The organism is Acidovorax sp. SUPP3434 (assembly GCF_030159015.1).
Taxonomy (GTDB): domain Bacteria; phylum Pseudomonadota; class Gammaproteobacteria; order Burkholderiales; family Burkholderiaceae_C; genus Paracidovorax.
On record NZ_BQXL01000046.1, the window covers coordinates 1 to 848 of the forward strand.

Annotated in this window: 1 protein-coding gene; it reads right to left on the bottom strand. The window is 67.0% G+C overall.

What is annotated here, in order from left to right:
- Positions 1–848 (bottom strand): type VI secretion system Vgr family protein (locus AVKW3434_RS24190; RefSeq protein WP_284407871.1); only part of this gene is annotated, 848 nt, incomplete at both ends.

Sequence of the window (848 nt, forward strand, 5' to 3'; positions counted from 1 at the left end):
GGGCCGACCACCACGGCGGTCTGCGGGCCGGTGGTCCTGGGCTTCGGCGTGGTGCGCGCGGGGGTGTAGGGCACGCTGGTGGGCTGGGCCAGCAGGGTGAATCGCTGGAACGAGCCTTCTTCCTGCGCCGTGCCCTTGGGGCCCGGCGCAGCAGCGCTGACCTGGGGGTTTTCCTTGAAGTGGTATTCGATGCCGGTGAGCAGGTAGGCCTGGTTCTGGTCCTCGCGCGGGTAGTTCTCCAGCGTGAAGGTGTAGCCCGGGGCCAGCGCCCGGTGGCGCGACTGGCCCCGCACGGTGCTGTGCCCGGTGAGGCTTTCCTGCAGCCGCACCCGGGCATAGGCTTCGCCGTCGCCGAATTCGGTGTAGCCGCCCGGCCATTCGTAGATTTCGTGGGCGTCGTGCGCATGCCCCGGCGGGGTCTGGCGCATGTTGGACAGGTCCGCGCGCGGTTTCTTGAAGTCGTAGTCGTCGTTGTAGTGCCGCCCGGAGTGGATGGCCTGGTGCAGCTCCCAGGCGTGGATGTTCTCTTTGTCGGCGACGGCGGCCTTCTCGGGCGGGTAGAACGGGATGACGGCGGCGCCCGCGAGCGGGCTGTGCGAGGCGACGATGTCGTCGGCCAGGGTCAGGATGTGCTGGCCGGCGCTGTGCTGGTGGTAGTAATAGATGCCCTCATGCTCCATCAGGCGCGAGACGAAGGCGCAGTCGGTCTCGCCGTACTGCACGCAGTAGTCCCAGCTGCGATAGGCCCGCGTGAGCCGCTTTTGCAGGGGGTGGCCGTATTTGCCGAGCACCTCTTCGATGATGTCGGGAACGGTCTTGTTCTGGAATATCTTGAAGTCGCTCTTGCG